Annotated in this window: 11 protein-coding genes; 7 read left to right on the top strand and 4 right to left on the bottom strand. The window is 32.6% G+C overall.

Features of this window, described 5'->3' with window-relative positions; genetic code table 11:
• The 5 genes from WAO74_RS12000 (at position 1) to WAO74_RS11980 (ending at position 7340) form a co-directional block, all read left to right on the top strand.
• Positions 1–951: an MraY family glycosyltransferase gene (locus WAO74_RS12000; protein WP_422162436.1), complete on the top strand. Its 951-nt coding sequence runs from the start codon at positions 1–3 to the stop codon at positions 949–951.
• A gap of 92 nt (positions 952–1043) precedes the next feature.
• Complete coding sequence (locus WAO74_RS11995) at positions 1044–2933, top strand: polysaccharide biosynthesis protein (protein WP_422162434.1); 1890 nt, start codon at positions 1044–1046, stop codon at positions 2931–2933.
• A 42-nt stretch (positions 2934–2975) separates the two neighbouring features.
• Positions 2976–3755, top strand: coding sequence for a polysaccharide biosynthesis/export family protein (locus WAO74_RS11990; RefSeq protein ID WP_422162432.1), 780 nt, complete (start codon positions 2976–2978; stop codon positions 3753–3755).
• A gap of 89 nt (positions 3756–3844) precedes the next feature.
• Positions 3845–6151 (top strand): GumC family protein, encoded by a 2307-nt coding sequence (locus tag WAO74_RS11985; protein ID WP_422162430.1) that lies wholly within the window; start codon positions 3845–3847, stop codon positions 6149–6151.
• 856 nt (positions 6152–7007) lie between these two features.
• Positions 7008–7340: a GIY-YIG nuclease family protein gene (locus tag WAO74_RS11980; RefSeq protein WP_422162428.1), complete on the top strand. Its 333-nt coding sequence runs from the start codon at positions 7008–7010 to the stop codon at positions 7338–7340.
• 646 nt (positions 7341–7986) lie between these two features.
• Here the strand turns inward: WAO74_RS11980 and WAO74_RS11975 are convergent.
• Both WAO74_RS11975 and WAO74_RS11970 read right to left on the bottom strand, forming a co-directional pair.
• Positions 7987–9099, bottom strand: a complete 1113-nt coding sequence (locus WAO74_RS11975; protein WP_422162426.1) for a nucleotidyltransferase domain-containing protein — start codon at positions 9097–9099, stop codon at positions 7987–7989.
• 212 nt (positions 9100–9311) lie between these two features.
• On the bottom strand, positions 9312–10052 hold the full coding sequence (locus WAO74_RS11970) for a tyrosine-protein phosphatase (protein WP_422162424.1): 741 nt from the start codon (positions 10050–10052) through the stop codon (positions 9312–9314).
• Between the two features lie 1120 nt (positions 10053–11172).
• Between WAO74_RS11970 and WAO74_RS11965 the strand changes: the two genes are divergently transcribed.
• Positions 11173–12024: an N-acetylglucosamine kinase gene (locus WAO74_RS11965; RefSeq protein WP_422162423.1), complete on the top strand. Its 852-nt coding sequence runs from the start codon at positions 11173–11175 to the stop codon at positions 12022–12024.
• Between the two features lie 182 nt (positions 12025–12206).
• Here the strand turns inward: WAO74_RS11965 and WAO74_RS11960 are convergent, their stop codons facing one another.
• Both WAO74_RS11960 and gldJ read right to left on the bottom strand, forming a co-directional pair.
• The gene (locus WAO74_RS11960) at positions 12207–13466 is read right to left on the bottom strand and encodes a UDP-N-acetylmuramoyl-tripeptide--D-alanyl-D-alanine ligase (protein WP_422162422.1); all 1260 of its coding nucleotides are present in this window, start codon (positions 13464–13466) and stop codon (positions 12207–12209) included.
• A gap of 66 nt (positions 13467–13532) precedes the next feature.
• Positions 13533–15218: a gliding motility lipoprotein GldJ gene (gene gldJ, locus WAO74_RS11955; RefSeq protein ID WP_422162421.1), complete on the bottom strand. Its 1686-nt coding sequence runs from the start codon at positions 15216–15218 to the stop codon at positions 13533–13535.
• Between the two features lie 198 nt (positions 15219–15416).
• On the opposite strand from gldJ, the gene porU reads away from it, so the two are divergent.
• On the top strand, positions 15417–18812 hold the full coding sequence (gene porU, locus WAO74_RS11950; RefSeq protein WP_422162419.1) for a type IX secretion system sortase PorU: 3396 nt from the start codon (positions 15417–15419) through the stop codon (positions 18810–18812).
• Positions 18813–18846: the final 34 nt, after the last annotated feature.

Below are 18846 nucleotides of genomic sequence, written 5' to 3'. Positions count from 1 at the left end.
ATGGAAAAACATCTACTTATTTTAACGCTATTGAGTATCAGTTCCTACATATATTTAAAACTGGCTATTAAGTTTAAAATTATTGATAAACCCAATGAGCGAAGCTCTCATTCTAAAATTACTGTAAGGGGTGGTGGCATCATTTTTTCGATTGCGATGTTACTATTTTCGGTACTAAATAATTTTGAATATCCTTATTTTACGATGGGTGTGATCTTAATTTCTTTGGTAAGTTTTTTGGATGATATCTATACGTTAAGTTCAAAAATTAGATTTCCATTTCAGTTGTTAGCCGTTTTTTTGGTTTTATATCAAATTGGTTTGCCATTTATACCAATGTATATCTTTGGTTTTGCGTTAATTTTTGGTGTGGGTCTTATAAACATGTTCAATTTTATGGATGGCATCAATGGCATTACAGGTTTGTATTCCATTTCAGTTTTATTAGGCCTTTATGGGATCAATGCAAATGAGCATTTAATTGATTCAGATTTAATCGTCTATGCCTTAATTTCTTTAATCGTTTTTGGGTTTTATAATTTTAGAAAAAAAGCATTGTTGTTTGCGGGTGATATAGGAAGCATCGCTATTGGAATGCTCATATTTTTTATAGGATTGTATTTTACCTACACATTAGAATCACCATTAATTGCAGCAACCGTAATTGTTTATGGCGCAGATGCCGCTTATACGCTTCTCTATAGATTGTTATTTACCAAAGAAAGTGTATTAGCGCCTCACAGACTTCATATTTATCAAAAATTAGTACATGTAAAAAAAATAGGACATTTAAAAGTTTCTTTAAGTTATGCTGTTTTACAAATAGTTATAAATGTTATTGTTTTTAAATCGTACCATCTACCTATTAAAACCCAAATGATTATTTTTTTAAGTTTGAGCATTTTTTTTACAGGACTCTATGTTTTATTATTTAGAAAACTTAAAAAGTAATTTTTTTCTTTTCCTTTTGTATATTACCAATCAATAATAGAGAAGGTGAATATGAATATTTTATTGTAAATTAGCCCTAAATTGGAAATAAGATGCTAAGAAGTTTTTTTTTAAAAACCTTAAATAAATATGCCTCGAGATGGTTGGTGTTAATGATTGATGTTTTTTTGGTCTGTTTTTCATTTTTATTAGCCTATATCATTCGTTTTAACATCACTTTCAATTTTAATACGGAACAATTTTTTGTACAAATTCCATTCATCATTACCATTGCTTTAGTTAGCTTTTTAATGGTGGGTTCTTACAAAGGCATTGTAAGACATACAGGAACCAAAGATGCGTTCAATGTTTTTTTAGGAATCACCATTTATACATTATTAATTGCTACTCTAGTTATTATTAATCAATTATTCAAACTCAGTTCTTATACAATTCCGATATCCATTATCGTAATCCATTATTTTGTCGCTGTTTTTATACTCATTATTAGTAGGTATATTTTCAAAGCGTTTTATGATGTGCTTTCTACAGAATTAAATACCATTAAAAATGTTTTGATTTATGGAGCAGGAGAAGCAGGAATTATTACCTATGGAGCTTTAAATAGAGATAAAAAGTACAATTATGATGTTTTGGGTTTTATTGATGATGACCCGAATAAAATAAATAAAAAGATAGATCGTATTAAAATTTATGACCTCATTAAAATTGATCAAAATTTTATCGAGAAATACGATGTACACGAAGTCATCATTTCTACACAAAAAATTAGACCTTCACGATTGTTAGAAATAACGGATTATATTTTGTCTTTAGGCATTGAAATAAAAATCGTACCACCTTTAGTGACTTGGATCGATGGGAATTTACAAGCCAATCAAATCAAACAAATAAATATCGATGATTTATTAGATAGAAGGCAAATCTTAATCAACAACCCTATTGTAAAGAAAGAAGTAGAGGATAAAGTTGTTTTAGTTACAGGAGCAGCGGGTTCTATTGGTAGCGAAATTTCAAGACAATTAGCAACTTACAATCTTAGGCATTTGGTGTTGATTGATCAAGCAGAATCAGCGCTCTATGATTTGCAACAGGAATTGCATCAAGAAGGGAAAAGAAATTTTTCGGCTTTGGTCTCTGATGTTCGCGATAAAAAAAGAATGGAGCAGATTTTTGAAAAGTACAAGCCTCATAAAGTTTTTCACGCGGCAGCCTATAAGCATGTTCCTCTAATGGAAGAGAGTCCTTACGAAGCCATCAAAATAAATATTTTGGGAACCAAAAAAATAGCGGATTTGGCAATAAAACACAAAGTAGAGCGTTTTGTGATGGTTTCTACGGATAAAGCTGTGAATCCTACCAATGTAATGGGCGCCACCAAAAGAGTTGCTGAAATGTACATTAGCTGCATTAGTAAAAAACAGAAAAAGACAAAATTTACCACCACTCGTTTTGGAAATGTTTTGGGTTCTAATGGTTCTGTAATACCCTTATTTAAAAGACAAATTGAGTATGGAGGCCCTTTAACAGTAACACACAAAGACATTACGCGTTACTTTATGACCATTCCAGAAGCCTGTCGATTGGTTTTAGAAGCAGGCACGATGGGCAATGGAGGTGAAATTTATATTTTTGATATGGGAAAGTCTGTGAGGATTTACGATATGGCAAAAAGAATGATCTCCTTATCAGGGTTAAAATATCCAGAAGATATCGATATTGAAATTACAGGTTTGCGGCCAGGAGAAAAATTGTATGAAGAATTGTTGGCAAAAGGAGAGAACACCATTAAAACCTACCATGAAAAAATAATGATTGCGAAAACACAGCCCGTAAATGAGGCATTAGTTAACTCGATTATTAACCAATTATTGGTAAAGAAAAGCGTACTTTCCAATTCTGAAATTGTGAGCATGATTAAAGAAATAGTACCAGAGTATATTTCGAACAACTCTGAATTCGAAAAATTAGATAATAATTAGGTTCTTCCCACCTGAAATGATTATTTTCGCAAAAATTTTAAGATGAAAAAAATATTTAAATTTCAAATTATTACAATCCTGTTGTTTTTTGCATCCTGTGTATCTAAAAAGGATATCATTTACTTTCAGAATGATGAAATAGACCAATCTAAAGTTTCTAATAGTTATAAAACCATCATCAAGCCAGATGATGTTTTACAGATTACAATTACGGCGCTGGATGTAGAGGCAGTGAGACCTTTTAATTTAGCAGCGGTTACTTATTCTACTTCTTCCAATTCTGCAATAGGGGTAGCACAGCAACAAACCTATTTAGTAGATACCAATGGCGAAATTGATTTTCCAGTTTTGGGTAAACTGAAAATTGGCGGTTTGACGAGAGACGAACTGATTGATTTTTTAAAGGAAAAGTTAGAACCGGATTATATTTTAAATCCAAATATAAATGTACGTATCGCCAATTATAAGGTGACGGTTTTAGGCGATGTGGCTAGACCTGGAAGTTACCCCATACCGAATGAAAGAATTACCATTCTAGAGGCCATTGGTTTGGCAGGGGATTTGAATCTTTCTGGTCAACGCAATAATGTGATGGTGCATCGTGAGGAGGAAGGTAAAAAAGTACAGTATCAAGTCGATTTATTGTCTAAAGAAATCTTTACTTCCCCAGTATATTATCTGCAACAAAATGATGTGGTGTATGTAGAACCCAATTATGCGAAAATTCAATCGGCTTCGGCCAATTCAAATACAAGTTTAATTATTTCTATTTCTGGGGTTATTATATCACTTTTAACTGCCATCTCTCTTTTAACTAGATAAAAATGCAAGAAAGTAACGAAAAAAACTTTTCACATCAGACTATGGAAACTGAGACTATAAATATTAGGGAAGAAGTCGAAAAGTATCTTATGTATTGGAAGTGGTTTGTAGTCACTGTAATGGTTGCTGTAAGTATCGCTTTTACATACTTGCGCTATGCAACACCAAGTTATACTGCCACGGCCTCCATTATGATCAAAGACAATCAAAAGTCAGGGATTTCTGCTGAACTAGCGGCTTTTGAAGATTTAGGGATCATTGGAGGAGGTTCTGCCAACAATCCTGAAAATGAAATTGAAATTTTAAAATCGAGAAAGATCATTGGGCAGGTGGTGGATTCTTTGGATTTAGTCGTTTCCTATTTTCAAGAAGGAAGAATTAAGATTACTGAAGTTTATGAACCAAAGCCATTCATTTTTGAAATCACAGATAGAAATCCATTATACATTTCAAAAGATACTACTTTTATGATTTCTGTGTTAAATACGGAGCAAGCAGAACTAAAAAGTATAGAAAATGAGTCGATTTTAAAAGCAGCTTTGAATACATTTCAAAAATCGAATTTAGGGACTTTCAAAATACAAAACAATTGGGAAAAGGAACCTGAATTTCCTTTGGACGTGATTGTATCGATCAAAAATCGGAATAAATTGATTGATGGCCTCATCGATGCAATCTCAATTAGTCCTGTGGATAAAAATTCCAGCGTCTTAAGGTTAAGTCTAACGTCTAATGTAAAGGAAAAAGCTCAAGATATTTTAGATGAATTGGTCAAACAATACAATTTAGATGCGATACAGGATAAAAACTTAGTGTCTGAAAAAACCAAACTATTTATTGAAGAGCGTTTGGAAACTGTGGGTGGCTTTTTAGCTTTGGCACAAGACGATGTGAAAGATTACAAAACAAAGTTTGGGATTACAGGTTTATCCACAGAAGGGGAGTTAGCCTTAGAAGAAGTATCTCAGAACAATCAGCAAATTGTAGCACTAAGAAGTCAATTGAGTCTCGCGAATTGGATTCAACAAAAACTTACAAAAGAAGTGGCTGATAATGATGTATTGCCCACTAATTTAGGTTTTCAGGATGCTTCAATTACCACTTCTATTGGAAGCTATAATGAGTTGGTTTTATTGAAAAATAAATTGCTAGTAACAGCGGGTGTTTTGAATCCACAACTGATTCAAATACAGAGAGAATTGTCTACACTCAATAAAAACTTGTTATCCAGTTTGGCAAACTTAAAAAAATCATTAGAGATTCAACTGAGTCAATTAGAGCAAGAGGCAAGGAAGGTTAATACTAAAATAAGTACCATCCCTTTAATAGAAAGGGGAATGATTGACATTGAACGTCAAAAAGAAATTTATTCTGAATTGTATTCCTATCTATTAACAAAAAAAGAAGAAACAGCCATTTCCTTAGCCGTAACCGTGCCGAATGCAAAAATTATAGATTTTGCCTATAGCAATGGGATACCTGTGTCACCAAAAAAGAACATCATTTATGTAGCAGCTTTGCTGTTGGGAGTACTAATCCCTTTTATAATAATCTATATCAAAAATTTATTAGACACCAAAGTGCATTCTAGAAAAGACATTGAAGACTTCACAAGTATCCCTTTTCTAGGCGATGTACCGCATTCTGAAACCGATGACAAAATTGTGATTGGCAACGATTCAAGAACAAGTACAGCAGAGGCCTTTCGACTAATTAGAACCAATTTAGATTTTATGCTGCCAAAATCGGAGGATACTGCAGGCAAAACGATTTTTTTAACCTCTACTACAAGTGGAGAAGGAAAATCTTTTATCTCCATTAATTTAGCGGCAGCCTTGTCTTTATCGAATAAAAAAGTACTCTTAATGGGGATGGATTTAAGGGCGCCAAAAGTAACAGAGTATTTGGGAATCCCGGAAAGAAAAGGAATCACCAATTATATCACAGATGCTAAATTAGCCTTAAAAGACATTAAATTTTCCATTCCTGAGATAAAGGGTTTAGACATCATCGCTTCAGGTGTGATTCCGCCAAACCCCTCAGAATTGCTTTTGAATAACAGAATTAAAGAATTGTTTGAAGCCGTTAAAAAAGACTATGATTTTGTGATCGTAGATACAGCCCCTGTGAATTTGGTAACAGATACCCTTTTAGTTTCTAAATATGCCGATATGTTTTTATACGTGACGCGTGCAAACTATTTAGACAAAAGAATGTTGAATGTAGCTCAAAATTTATACAAAGAAAAGAAGTTACCTAATATGGCCATTGTATTAAATGATACAGACATGAAAAGAGGTTATGGCTATGGTTATGGCTATGGTTATGGTTATGGTTATGGAAACAACTATATAGATGTAGTTAAAAAACCGTGGTATAAGCGTATATTAAATTAATACACAAAAGGAAGCAATGTGCTTCCTTTTTTTTTGTTTAAAGAGTAAGCGTTGTTGTACATATTCTGTCATCACCACTCCCTTGTCATCCCCACTCATTTTGTCATCCTGACGAGGAACGAGGAAGGATCTCAAAATCCAAACACACTTTTTCATTGCAGCCTGTCCCGAACTTGATTCGGGAAGTGAGGCACGACGAGGGATCTTACCCCCAACAAACTACCTTTAGATTTCTCAATCGCTCCTGCGTCGCTCATTTCGAAATGACAAACCGAGCCCCCATTCCCTTATCATCCCGAAGGAGGCACGACGAGGGATCTTACCCCCAGCAAACTCCCTTTAGATTTCTCAATCGCTCCTGCGTCGCTCATTTCGAAACAACAAACCGAACCCACATTACTTTGTCATCCCGAAGAAGGCACGACGAGGGATCCCACGTGCAATAGAGTTACCAAATTCTCTGCATAAACAAGAACCCCCAACAAACTACCTTTAGATTTCACAATCCCTCCTGCGTCGCTCATTTCGAAATGACAAACAGCGGGTAAGAACGCCAAATCGAACCCCGTTCATTTTGGATCCCATAAACTTGTTATTCCCACCCAATTTGTCATCCTGACGAGGAACGAGGAAGGATCTCACAGCGCCGGCCAATTTTGTCAATGCAGCCTGTCCAGAACTTGATTCGGGAAAGGAGGTACGACGAGGGATCTCACCTTCAACAGAGATTCCTCCTGTCGTCGGAATGACAAACTATAATCGGTAATGGCAAACCGATTAAAAAAAGCTATGAGCCGAATATTGAAATTCCCTAAATTGCACTGCATATCCAAATTAAAAAATTCCAATAATTAAAATGATACCCTTTAACGAAAATTTAGGCATATACACATATTACGTTTACATACTTACAAATAAAAATAGAACCACATTTTATATTGGAGTGACGAATAACATGACAATTAGATTACAACAACATAAAGAAAGTGTTGCCAACAGTGCAGCAACATTTGTAGGCAAATACAAATTACAGCATTTGGTTTATTATGAGAAATTTACTTGGATACAAAACGCAATTGCGAGAGAGAAAGAATTAAAAGGATGGCGTAGAGAAAAGAAAATAAATTTGATACGCTCAAAAAATGAGCCCTTTGAGTTTCTAGATCATCATTTTCTTCTAAACGTTTGAATATATTATTCTTTCCCCATTCACTTGTCATCCCGACCCACTTTGTCATCCCGAGCGAGGCACGACGAGGGATCCCACCTTCAACAGAGATTCCTCCTAACGTCGGAATGACAAACTGAACCCCCACACACTTTGCCATCCCCATTCACTAGTCATCCCCATTACGTTGTCATCCCGAAGGAGGAACGACGAGGGGTCTCTAAAGCAAACCAAACTAACATTAGATTTCTCAATCGCTCCTGCGTCGCTCATTTCGAAATGACAAACCGAACCCACATTACGCTGTCATTGCAGCCTGTCCCGAACTTGATTCGGGAAGCGAGGCACGACGAGGGATCTCTTAAGCAAACCAAATCGCTATTAGATTTCTCAATCGCTCCTACGTCACTCATTTCGAAATGACAAAGCGGGTAGGAGTGTCGAGTTGAACCCCACACACTTTGTCATCCCGAGTGAGGAACGACGAGGGACCTTCTAAAGCAAACCAAATCGCCATTAGATTTCCCAATCGCTCCTGCGTCGCTCATTTCGAAATGACAAATTTTGGGGAGAAATGACAAACTGTGGGGAAAAATGACAAACGATACTTTTTAGTTACAGAATGTTATCGCCACTTTAATGAAGAAATCTTTAGATTTTTCATAAGTTAATCGATTGGCTTCGATTTTTTTAAACCAAACTGTATGAACTTTTCTCTTTGCCAGTTCTTGTCGGTTGTTCTTTTTAGTAACCAATTTCTGTAAGCTTTATCAAAAATAGCTTTATAAATAATGTCTAATCTCATTTTAATAAAAAGACTTCTAGAGGTTTTTTTATGACGTTTTTTTCTTAAAATTTCATCCTCTAATTCCTCATTAAAAATTTTGAGATAGGCTTTAGTTTCATGGGTTCTATGATATTCTAAAGAGTCAATTTTATTAAAAACTACATGACAACTCGCTAAAAAACAGGTTAAAGGGTTTTTTAAAGTATTAAATTGATGAAAAGCAGTTTTAGCAACTGTTTTTTTCGAAAGTAGAAAAACATCATAGGCATTTCTTAAAGCGATATTTTTGAAGAAAAAACCATCATCATTAATTTGTTTTGCAATGATGGATAGTGATAATTGATTGTCATAGCTCATCACATTTGAGTCATTAATGTTTTGAGTGTCTTTTTTTATAATATTATAATTAAATTCATCCGCATATTTTTCCAATAAAAGTTCTTTATGAATTTCAACAGCAGCAATTTTATTCTTTTGTTGTAATCTAGGGTAATGTCTAAACATAGGAAAATCATAAGTAGTATCATGTACTTTAGAATAACCAAAATTAGTCAACAGTTTTATGGCTTTTCTATAATCATCTTGTGAAAAAATAAAATCAATATCCCCTACCATACGCTCTGCAATGTCTTCATAAAGTCCTTCTAGTAAGTTGCCTGTTCCTTTTAAAAAAATGGGAGTGATGTTGTTTGCTAATAATAGCGTATTTATTTCTTTGGCTTGTTCAATAATTTGTTGGTTACGTTCTCTATTTAAATTGGTAATATGAATCATATATTCCACCAAGTCTTCTGGAACGTAGTGTAAAAAATCAGCTCGCTTTAAATTGCAATACAAAGCAGGAAACACATAATGTGCTGTACTTAATTTTACAACAGCTTCCCAATCTACCAAATTGTTTTTTAATTGGTTTTCTATAATAGCCTTATTTACCTCTGAGTGATTGATGGTTAGGCTTTGTGCAACAAAAAAGAGGGTTTCTTTATAAGTCATTGTTTTATTGAGTAACTGTTTTCGTATTTCAAAAATAGGGATATTTATTTAATTGTTAGTTGTCGGTTGTCGGTTGTCGGTTGTGGGTTGTTGGTTTGTGGTTTGAAGTTGGGAGTTTGAAGTGGGAAGTATGAAGAGGAAATTTGGGATTAGACCCTGAAACCCTGAAATAGGTTCGGGGCAGCCTAAGTTCAGGGTGACGAAATTAAACCTTACCCAAATACCCTCACATTCTCTGCCATAAGATGACCTAACAATTTCAAATTCGTTTTGGTGCCTATTTTTTGAAGCATTTCCAAATGTTTCAAGTGATGGGTATCAGAGCCTACAAAATCATACAATCCTTGTTTTAATAAAAGTTGCGTTGTTTTTTGAACAGGCTTTCCATAGTGTTCTGTGAATGACAATAGATTTAATTGAAACAAACAACCAGCTGTTTTTAGTTTTTGAAACTCTTTTGGGTTATTATGATACGTAAAATAGCGTTCAGGATGCGCTAAAACAGGTTTATATCCCTTTAATTGAAGTTGAAATAAAATATCATACAAATTAATTGGTGGACTAAAATAAGACATTTCAACCAATACCAGATTGTCTTTTAAAGTCATTAAGTCTCCTTTATCTAAAATAGCAGAAAATTGCTCATCCATCATATATTCAGCAGCTGCATCAATTGAAATACCTGTGATATTTCTTTTTTTTAATTCGTTTCTTACTTCTTCAAGTTTGCTTTTTATGATACCTGGGGTATTGGGATATAAATCTCCCAAAATATGTGGCGTGGTTATGAATTTTTTAATTCCGTAAGAAGCCATTTTTTCAATTAAGGCAATAGAATCATCTAAATCTTTAGCACCATCATCAATGCCAGGTAATAAATGAGAATGGATATCCACAAATCCTTCAGGGAAAAATTCGTTTAAAGAAATCTCTTTACTTTTAAAAAAAAACATTTTTTATTGATTTTTAACAAATTTACGATTTTCCTATTGATAAAAAAGGAGAACGTTCAATTCGTTTAGATGCTATGATCATAGTATTGTAAATCTGTTATAAAATCTTATTTTTAAAGTAAATTTTAATGTCAGTTCGAGTGATTTCGATTTTTCATCGGAATTGTATCGAGAACCAATTTAGTAAAAAGCAATCTTTTGGTTTAGAATACCTAACAAAGTTTTACATCAATTTATTGAAAGTACATTTTCTTTTGTACTACTACTTTTTGCTTCGCTCCGAACTCACAATCTGAAACTGTCAATACAAAAGATGAAACTAATTTCTTCTTTACTTTTTTCCATTGATGAATACTGAATCTAGTTCAGTACAGGCTTCGACCAAAAAAATCTAGACTTATTTTAATTTACTTGAATTCTACATTGTCTTCCATTCACGCACCCAGACCACTACGTTTTTTGGGCACTTACCATTCCATACAATTTGAATTGCTACGAAAATTAAAAGTATGTCGGTTTGGAATATAGATGTACATCAGGATTTTGGATATAAAACCAATTTTAATGTAGCTCTTCGTGATCCCAAGAAATAATGAGCGTTCGCATGGAATTGCGGTGCGCAGCACTACGCATGGAATACGGCTAGCGAATGGTGCGCAGCAATTTCATAGGGAAACTCTTGATTTTTTGCTTCTTTGGTATCAAGACAAAAGAAGAAGAATCATTTTTCTATGTTAAAGAAAGTATTTACCTCTTTTATTCCAATTAGATAAATTCTTTTGATTTAAATATGTGGACAATTAACATTTTGGTATTTAAATTTCTAAAAATTGTCAGTTCGAGCGCAGTCGAGAACTATGTTATTCTTATAAGTTGTCATTCGTTAAACATTTATATTTGATAATAAGTAGCTAAATATGGTCCTTTATTAATTTAAAACTAAATGATCAAATTGATATGTGAAACAACTTATAAATAATCATACTATTTCCAAAAATAGTTGTTTTTTTAATATTTAGAATTTACATTATATAAATAATTACAAGCGAAAACGATTGAACTTTTCTTTACTATTGTGTAATTGTTTTTGTTATGATATATTTGATTAAAACTTGATATTATGATATTAATTGCAGACGGAGGTTCTACAAAAGCAGATTGGATTGCTATAAACAAAAATAAACAAGAAGAGTTTAGAGTACGAACATTGGGTTTAAATCCTGAGGTTATATCAGCGAAAGAACTGAATGATAGAATTATTCATATGTTTCAGTTAATAAAAATAAAAGACGATGTTACCGAAATTTATTTTTACGGAGCAGGCTGTGGAACGCCAGTTGCCATTAAAATTTTAGAGGATGTTTTGCAAGAAATATTTACAAATGCTCAGGTTCATATTGCAGAGGACATGTTAGCGGCTGTTTATGCTGCTTCTGGAAAAAAACCTGCCATTGTTTGTATATTAGGTACAGGTTCGAATAGTTGTTATTTTGATGGAGAAAATTTACACATGAAAGCGGTTTCTTTGGGTTATACCATAATGGATGAAGCCAGTGGAAATTACTTTGGTAAAAAACTATTAAAAGAGTATTATTATTCTAAAATGCCAAAAAGAATCGCAGAAAAATTTGAAGCAGAATTCAATTTAGATGCAGATTATATTAAAAAGAACTTGTACAGAGAAGCAAATCCGAATATGTATTTAGCAACATTCGCGCAGTTTATGTTCGAATTTAAAGAAGACAAATACATTAAACGCATTATTAAAAAGGGTTTTCAAGAGTTTTTTAAATACCGTATTTTACCTTTTGAAAAAGGACCAGAAACACCTCTTTATTTTATTGGTTCTATTGCTTTTTATTTTAGAGATTTGTTAGAAAAAGTAGCTCACAAAAACAAATTGGTCATCACAGATGTTATTCAAAGACCTATTGACAATCTTTTAGAATATCACAAAAAAAATATCAATTAACTTTCGCATACATTTTAAGTGGATGTAGCTCAAAAGTGTCAGTTCGTGTTATTTTGAGGTAATAAAAAATGTATGAGAACTTTTTAAAAGACAAAATTCGTAGTCTCGATACTAATTTTACTTCTTTCATCCGTAAAATTCGCTCGAATTGACAGGATTTTATAAAAAAATACAAGAAAGGATTAATTAATTATGTTTAAAAGTCTTTCTAAACGCATTCCTCTAGAGCCTTTTATTAAAATGGCCTGGTTGCGTATAGGATTTTTTATAAGATATCCCTCTAAATCTGCATAGGATTTAAACTTTTTCAAATTGGTTTTTGTTTGATAGAAATTTTCGCCAACAAAAAACGAATCCTGAAATTCTAAAGAAGTTGCCAAATCAACAATGGCTTGATGTTCAGTAGTACTTTCGTCTCCTAATTCAAACATATCACCTAAAATAACAACTTTACTATTTTCAGTAATAGCACTAAAATTTTCTAGAGCAGCCATCATACTCGATGGATTTGCATTATAGGCATCTAAAATAATTTTGTTTTCTACAGTATTCATTATTTGAGAACGATTGTTTTGCGGAATGTAGCTTTCTATGGCTTCTTTAATTTGTGCCTCAGAAACTTTAAAATAATCGCCAATAGTGATGGCAGCAGCAGCATTATTGTAATTATAAATCCCAATTAAATTACTTTGAATTACTTCGTTTTTGTAAAGTATGCTCACAAAAGGATTCACATCCAAAAAGGATACTTTTTCTACATCAAATAAAATTGATTTTATATTTGATGTTTTTTCAACCTGAAGTGGGTCTTTAGGATTTACAAAAGCTGTTTTGTTGTTCTCTTTTAGAAATGTATACAGTTCGCTTTTTCCTTTGATAACGCCTTCAATTCCTCCAAAACCCTCTAAATGCGCTTTTCCAAAGTTGGTGATGTAACCAAAATCTGGCTCGCAAATAGCACATAAAAATTCGATTTCTTTTTGATGATTTGCGCCCATTTCTACAATGCCAATTTCGTGTTTTGGTGTCATAGAAAGCAGAGTTAAAGGCACTCCAATATGATTGTTTAAATTACCTTTGGTGGCAATGGCTTTGTACTTTTGTTTTAAAACTGTGTAGATTAATTCTTTTGTAGTGGTTTTTCCATTGCTGCCTGTTAAACCAATTATAGGAAAACTTAATTGTCGCCTATGATAATTCGCTAATGCTTGCAGTGTTTTTAAAACATCATCAACTAAAATAATATTTTTATTAGTTTGATATTCTTTTTCGTCAACAATTACATAATTTGCGCCCAATTTTAAGGCTTCTTCTGCAAATTGATTGCCATTAAAATTGTCTCCTTTTAAAGCAAAGAAAAGGGTGTTTTTTCGAATGTTTCTAGTATCTGTATCTACTAAAAAGTGCTGCCTATAGATTTTATAAAGCGCTGTTATTTTCATTTTTGAAATATAAAAAAACCTCATTATTAATAAAAATAATGAGGTTTATATTTTTGTGTTCTTCTTCTATCTAGAAGGATTTCTTGCAGATCTTTTTCCAGTCGTCATTGGGCCAACCTTATCAGATACACATCTAAAACCAATATAATTGGTCGCCATATATTCTGGCAAATATCTTCTTTGTGCTGGGTCTAACCAATATTCTCTATCAGACCAAGAACCACCTTTATACACTCTAGATTGGTTACTAATTAAAGTAGTACGTTTTTTATCATCGTTAATTAAAACATCTTTTCCAGTTAAAGCATCTCTAACTGCAGTAGGTTTTTTAGGTGAATTGTACATACTTGGTTTCGATTGAAACTGATCTTCATCATCTTCGTAAAAACGAGAAGAATTCAAATCACCATCGCCAATATCAGAATTATCAGAAACTGTAAAGTTTCTTCTTAAAGTAGTATCGTCTTTCGTTATTGGAATATATTTAATAGTACCTGGTAATTGTTTTGGAACAATTTTACCATTTGGTAAAGTGTCATAATCAACCTCTGCAGCACCATCACCATCTGCGAAAACTACATTTCCTTCGCTATCAATCATTTTTTTAGTGAAGATATTTCCTCTAAAATAATTGAAATCGTTGGCTTCATTATCAATAATTGGTCTGTAAACATCAGCCACCCATTCTGCAACATTTCCAGACATATCATACAAACCAAAACCATTTGGAGGATATGATTTTATTTTATTAGGAATATCTGCCCCATCAGAACTCCAACCTGGCAAACCACTATATTCTCCATTACCTTGTTTAAAGTTCGCTAATTGATCTCCTTTATTTCTTTTGCTTTTATCTCTGGTATATTTACCATCCCAAGCATATTTTTTACGCCCTCTAATATTATTGTATTCTCTGTTTTCTACGTTTGCTTTGGCAGCAAATTCCCATTCAGCTTCGGTTGGCAATCTAAAACGTTGTGTTAAAATTCCATCAGCTTGGGTAATTTTTCTACCTTGAAAAGCATCTCTAGAAGGTCTTGGTTCTCCTCTTTTAGTAATGGTTCTTCCAACACCTCTTTTGTAAACAGTTGTATCACCTTCAAAAAGTTTAGAATCATCAACTAAAAATACATCTGTATCAAAAAAGTTGCTAATGGTATCTGCTTCAAAAATATTTTCAATGTGCCCTTTGTCTATTAAGGTTTTTAAATTAACAGCATTCGTTCTCCATTTACAGTATTCATTGGCTTGTAACCAACTAACACCCACTACAGGATAATCTGCGTATGCTGGATGACGAAAATAATTTTCAGATAAAATATCGGTGTTTCCTAAACTCTTTCTCCAAACCAACGTATCTGGCAAAACAGAACTATATATGTACCTGTATTTTTCTTCTGATGGCGAAAACACATCTTTCATGTATTGCACATACAAAAAATATTCAGAGTTGGTCACTTCTGCTTCGTCCATGTAAAAAGAACGCACATGCAATTTTTTAGGTGTGGTGTTCCAATCGAACATGACATCGTCTTGAACTTGTCCCATTGTAAAAGAACCTCCTTCAACACCTACCATTCCTAGAGGTGGTTTTTGTCCTGAATCTGAATTCCCTCTAATAAAATTACCGTTTTTCGGATCATTAAAAGTTAAACCAGTTAAAGTAGATTTATTAGATGAAGATCTATTATTACAGTTAACCAGCATTAATGTAGTTAAAACTACCAAAGTTATTTTAAATATGTTTTTCATTTCCTAATTTAAAATTGTTAGGGTTTTTATATAGCGATGCAATTTACAATAAATATACTTTCTAACAAGCAAATATATAATTTTAACGCATCAATTTTTTGCATATAATTTATAAACGATTGCTTTTTTACTTTAGTATAATTTATCTTTGTTCACAGTAAAATATCTAATTATTATTTTCGTTATTTGAATACTAATATGAAAAAACAGTTTTTACTTCTTTTTTTTACTTTCTTTTTGCAGATTTCTTTTGCGCAAGTTTCTAGTTCGGTTTTAGCTTCTGGCAATTGGTTTAAATTTTCTGTGGATACCACAGGAGTGTTTAAAATAGATAGAAATTTACTACAACAAATAGGTATTTCTACAAGTGGATTAAATCCGAAGAAAATACATATTTATGGCAATGGAGGCCAGCTTTTACCAGATTTAAATAGCGATTTTAGATATGATGATTTGCAAGAAAACGCCATTTTTATTCAAGGTGAAAATGATGGTTCTTTTGATGCCAGTGATTTTATTCTTTTCTATGCAAAGGGTCCTCATGATTGGGAAGTAGATATTGCAGCTGAAACCGCCAATCACAGACAAAATATTTTTTCTGACAAAGGGTATTATTTTATTACTGTAAATGATGTGGATGGAAAAAGGATTCAACAAAAAAGTCCAGTTTCAGCAAATGCTTCTAATACTATTTCTGTTTTTGATGATTATACTTTCTACGAAAAGGAAGAAAGAAGTCTTTTAGCAGTGGGTACACAATGGTTTTTTAATTCAGATTTTAATATCAATAATACCCAAGTTTTTACGATTCCTTTTCCAAATGCCCTTGCAAATAGCCCTGTAAATCTAGCTGTGAGAGCAGTTTCCAATTCTGTGGTATCTTCGAATATGGAGGTAAGTGTAAATGGACAAAATTTGTATGCAATCAATTTTCCGGCTATTAATCCTAGCTCCTTAACCAAAGCTTTTGCCACAGAAAGAAGTGCAGATTTTGTAAATACAGGTCAAAACATTTCGGTTTCTATCACCTATAATAATAATGGAAATCCGTCTGCCAATGCATTTTTAGATTACATAGAAATTGTTGGGAAAAAGCAGTTGAGATTCTCCGATTTTCAGTTTTCTTTTCGAAGTTTTCAACAAGCAAAAGCAACAGGAGTTGTAGAATATCAAATAGAAAATGGCAATAATGCTTTTCAAGTTTGGGATGTAACCAATTCTATTTCTCCGCAAATAATTACAAATCAAGGTACTGGAAATGATTTTACATTTAAAGATAATGGAGGCAGTTTAAAAGAATACATTATTTTAAACGACAACGATTTTTATAGACCAGAAACTGTTCAAAATGCAAGAGTTGCAAATCAAAATATACATGCATTAAAGGATATCAATTATATTGTAATTACCAATTCTCAGTTATCTTCTCAAGCACAAAGATTGGCAGATTATCATCAATCAAACTCTAATTTAACAACAAAAGTGGTTATTTTAGATGAAATTTACAATGAATTTTCTTCAGGTTCGAAAGACATTACAGGTATTAGAGATTTTCTAAAACATGTGTATGATACCAATTCAACACCAGATAAAAAATTAAAATACGTTTGCTTTTTTGGCGATTCTTCTTACGATTATAAAGATAGAATACCCGCAAACAATAATGTGGTTCCTGTAAAACTTTCGGAAACAAGTTTTAATTTAGCAAATTCTTGGGTTACAGACGATTTTTTTGTGATGCTAGATGATAATGAAGGTACCATGTCTACTTCTCATTCAATAGATGTTGCATCCAGCAGAATTCCAGTTTCTACCTTGTCTGAAGCTACAGATGTGGTAGATAAAATTCTTACTTATTATAGCAAACAAGCCATTGGTGATTGGCGAAACACTATTACATTATTAGCAGATGATATTGATTTGGCAGGTGAAGAATTTATTGAGCAAGGAGTAGAATCTATTGCAGATGAAATAAAAAATAACAAACCAATTTTTAACATTAATAAAATTTATGTAGATGCTTTTGTGCAAGAAAATTCTTCTGGAGGAGAACGTTATCCAGAAGTAAATAAAGCAATTACAAATGCCATTGAAAAAGGAACCTTGGTTTTCGATTATTTTGGTCATGGAGGAGAAGATGGCTTTGCCTCTGAAAGAATTTTAGACAAACCACAAATTCAATCGTTTAACAATCCAAATACATTGCCGCTTTTAATTACGGTTACTTGCGATTTTTCTAGATTCGATAATCCAAATAGAATTACAGCAGGCGAATTAAATTTAAAAAGTAAAACAGGTGGTTCTGCAAGTATGATTACCACAACAAGAGAAGTTTTTATTTCTACAGGGCAAAGTTTTAACGAGCAATTAATAAGAATTCTGTTGGCTTTTAATAACGAAGATTTTACAATTTCTGAAGCTTTAACCAAGGCAAAAAATCAATTCTCAAGTCCTCAGAAATTTTTTATCTATTCTTTTGGAGATCCAGCAATGAAACTGGCAATACCAGAGCCCAATGTGCGAATTACAAAAATGAACGATAAAGATATTACCCAATCTTTAGACACTCTAAAAGCACTTTCTAAAATTAGATTTGAAGGTGTTGTAACAGATAATTCCAATATCGTTTTAAACAATTTTAATGGTACGTTATCAACAACTATTTTCGATAAATCGATAGATAAAACCACCTTAGATAATGATGGTTTTGGCATAAAAATGATTTTCGACTCACAAGATAGTAAACTATTTAGAGGTAAATCTACTGTAGAAAATGGTGCATTTAGTTTCGATTTTATTGTGCCAAAAGATATAAAAATAGCCTTCGGAAAAGGGAAATTGAGTTTTTACGCAGAAAATGGAGACATAGATAAATCTGGCGCAAACTTCGATGTTGTTGTGGGTGGAATCAACGAAAATGCTCCACAAGACAATATGGGTCCAGAAATAAGTTTGTTTATGAACGACGAATCTTTTATTGATGGTGGCAACACAAATGCGTCTCCAAATTTAATTGCAGTTTTGGCTGATTCAAGTGGTATTAACACATCAATAACAGCTGTAGACCACGATATTGTGGGTATTTTAGATGGAGATACTTCGAATCCAATTATTTTAAATGACTTTTATCAAACAGAATTAAACGATTTTACAAAAGGAAAAGTTACTTATAAATTAAGAGATTTAGATGTTGGCCCTCATACTTTAAAGATAAAAGCTTGGGATACTTACAATAACTCATCTGAAACCACGTTAAACTTTGTGGTTGTTAGTGATGCAATTTTAAATTTAGAAAATGTTTTAAATTATCCAAATCCTTTTGTAAATTACACAGAGTTTTGGTTCAATCATAATAAACCCAATGAACCCTTAGAAGTACAAGTTCAAATTTTTACGGTTTCTGGTAAATTGGTAAAAACAATCAATCAAAATATACAAACTACAGGTAATTTATCAAGAGAAATTATTTGGAATGGTTTAGACGATTTTGGCAATAAAATAGGAAAAGGAGTTTACGTTTATAAGCTAAAAGTAAAATCGACATCAAACAATTTAATTTCAGAGAAATACGAAAAATTAGTAATACTTCAATAAAAAGTAGATATTTGTAAAAAATAACAAGAAAAAA

Origin of the sequence: Polaribacter sp. (genome assembly GCF_049276715.1) — a bacterium.
GTDB lineage: Bacteria > Bacteroidota > Bacteroidia > Flavobacteriales > Flavobacteriaceae > Polaribacter.
This window is presented reverse-complemented; position numbering and strand designations above follow the sequence as displayed.